Here is a 1,176-nt window from a genome sequence, read left to right as displayed (position 1 = left end):
TACCAGGTGATCCCCCTGCTATGACCGAAATATTTGCGGTTTGGGAAACAGACAGTATGGCCTGGTGGGAGCGAAGCTACAAAATGCGACAAACCAGTGCGGTGCCTGCAACTACCTTAATTGCTTTCCGTACATCCCTTACGGTCAGGGGGTCAGCTCAATGGAACGAAATCACGTTAAGCCTGGAAAGCTTAGTGTAGGATCATTTGTGCACCGTGCAAAGGCACGGTCTTTCAGCGGGTGCGAACCCCGCCCGGCAACTTTCGTTCCAGCCGGTAGTAATCAGAGCAGTCGTGGCGGTAACAAAGCGGCTGAAGCCTCTGATGTATAGGATCAGTTTAGTGATTCAGCGAGTATGCAGGCCGTAACGTGAGTGAACGCTGAGCAGACCTCGAAAAACGCGATGTGGAGGCCGACCCACCAAATTATTGGGGTACAGGGGAAGACGGGTAATTCCGGTGGAGGAAAGGAGCCTTAGTTCAGAAACAATGCCGAAAGTGATAAGGAACTGGAGATTAGGCAACCTAAGAACTCCGAAATACGTTCAGGAATTGCAGACGACGTTACATGTGAAAGCGAAGGAAAGATCTGAGCTTAGATTCCACGATTTGTACGACAAAATATACCATCGCAGTGTGCTGATTTATGCGTACCAATGTTGTCGCCGAAATAAAGGCGCAGCGGGTACGGATGGGCAGACCTTCGACGATATTGAGTTATACGGTGTGGAACGATGGCTCGGAGAACTGGCGCAACAACTTCGGGAAGGTACATACGTCCCGAAACCGGTCAGACGCATCCATACACCCAAGCCAAACGGGAAAACCCGACCACTGGGGATCGCTTGCCTGAAAGACAGAGTTTGCCAGATGGCGGCAATGTTGGTGCTCGAACCTATATTCGAAGCCGACCTGCCACCGGAACAGAATGCCTACAGGCGAAACCGGAATGCACAAAGCGCGGTGAAGGAAGTTCATAGCCTAGTGATCAGCGGATACAGCGATACCCGGTCACTGGCCCAACTCGCAATTCGCGTAAATTTAGGTACTCCCTGACAGGGAATTACTGCCGCTTTTTTGCCATAATTTTCGTAACTGAGACAATATAAGGAAGTAATATCATGACATTTATGACATCTCCCGAAGCCACTCGGCTCATCCGCCATGGCCACTCCTG

At 50.7% G+C, this 1,176-nt stretch carries 1 protein-coding gene; it reads left to right on the top strand.

Annotation, left to right across the window (positions count from 1 at the left end):
- A partial coding sequence (locus tag F7Q90_RS26970) for a hypothetical protein (protein ID WP_211369706.1) occupies positions 1–200 on the top strand: 200 nt, incomplete at its 5' end.
- Positions 201–1,176 lie beyond the last annotated feature (976 nt).

The sequence above is a fragment of the Pantoea stewartii subsp. stewartii genome, assembly GCF_008801695.1.
Classification (GTDB): domain Bacteria; phylum Pseudomonadota; class Gammaproteobacteria; order Enterobacterales; family Enterobacteriaceae; genus Pantoea; species Pantoea stewartii.
The sequence above is the reverse complement of the archived record's forward strand: the minus strand, read 5'-3'. Positions and strand labels throughout refer to the sequence as shown.